This window comes from Xenorhabdus sp. TS4 (genome assembly GCF_014467265.1).
Classification (GTDB): Bacteria; Pseudomonadota; Gammaproteobacteria; order Enterobacterales; family Enterobacteriaceae; genus Xenorhabdus; species Xenorhabdus ehlersii.
Genome location: NZ_NKHQ01000032.1, coordinates 1 through 887, shown reverse-complemented (window position 1 = coordinate 887; position 887 = coordinate 1). Strand labels below are relative to the sequence as shown.

Here is an 887-nt window from a genome sequence, read left to right as displayed (position 1 = left end):
ACTAGGGTCTGTTGACGTTTTGTGTTCATCATTTATTCTCCCCACATTGGCAGCCAGACAATGATAAACGCCAGTGCCAACATACTGGCGTAATTTCGTGCTAATTTATCGTATCTTATTGCTATTGCTCTAAAATGTTTAATTCTGGCGAACGCATTTTCCACTAAATGACGATAACGGTATAAACCGTTATCAATCTTCTTATTCAATCTTCGGCTGTTTTTCCGGTAGGGAATAACGGGGGTCGCTCCTTCTCGTTTGACGATTTCTCGGAAGGCTTCGCTATCGTAACCCTTATCTGCAATCACAAAATCTGAGGCCGGAGATTGTACGATGAGGCTTTCAGCATGAACAATATCATGGGCTTGACCACCGGAAAGCTCAAAATGCACAGGTAAGCCGTAACTGTCTACGGCTAAGTGAATTTTAGTTGAGAGTCCCCCACGGCTTTTTCCAATGGCTTCATCTTCCTTTGTGGCGGCTCCCGAACTATGTTGATGCACCCGTATAATACTGCCATCAATAAACAACCATTCGGTATCCGTATATTCAGACAACATTTTGAATAATAAATTAAAAATGCCTTTTTTTGACCAGGCATTAAAACGTCGAAAGACGGTGTTCCATTTTCCAAATTCGTCAGGCAAGTCCCGCCATGGGATCCCCGTTCTCATGCGGTAAAGAATACCTTCGAAAGTGAGGTGATGCTCTTCTTTGTTGTAGACAAGTCCATTTTGTTGCATGAATAAAAATAGCTTATTCCGCAAAGAAGCTGGTAACATAGTTCTTGGCATGATGTTCTCACGGTAACCGTTTTTTGGCGAAAACAATGATACCAGATCATCATGCCGTTCAAATTCCCGTCACAAAACGTCCACAGCCCCTAG

General features: G+C 42.6%; 1 protein-coding gene. It reads right to left on the bottom strand.

Going from position 1 to position 887, the window contains the following annotated elements:
• Positions 1 to 32: 32 nt before the first annotated feature.
• Positions 33 to 794 carry an IS5 family transposase gene (locus Xets_RS12675; RefSeq protein ID WP_187651788.1) on the bottom strand — a complete coding sequence of 254 codons (762 nt, stop codon included), beginning with the start codon at positions 792 to 794 and terminating at the stop codon, positions 33 to 35.
• Between the last annotated feature and the right edge of the window lie 93 nt (positions 795 to 887).

Coding starts and splice junctions, on each gene's coding strand:
- Xets_RS12675 (WP_187651788.1), bottom strand. CDS start 794: ATGCCAAGAACTATGTTACCAGCTTCTTTGCGGAATAAGCTATTTTTA.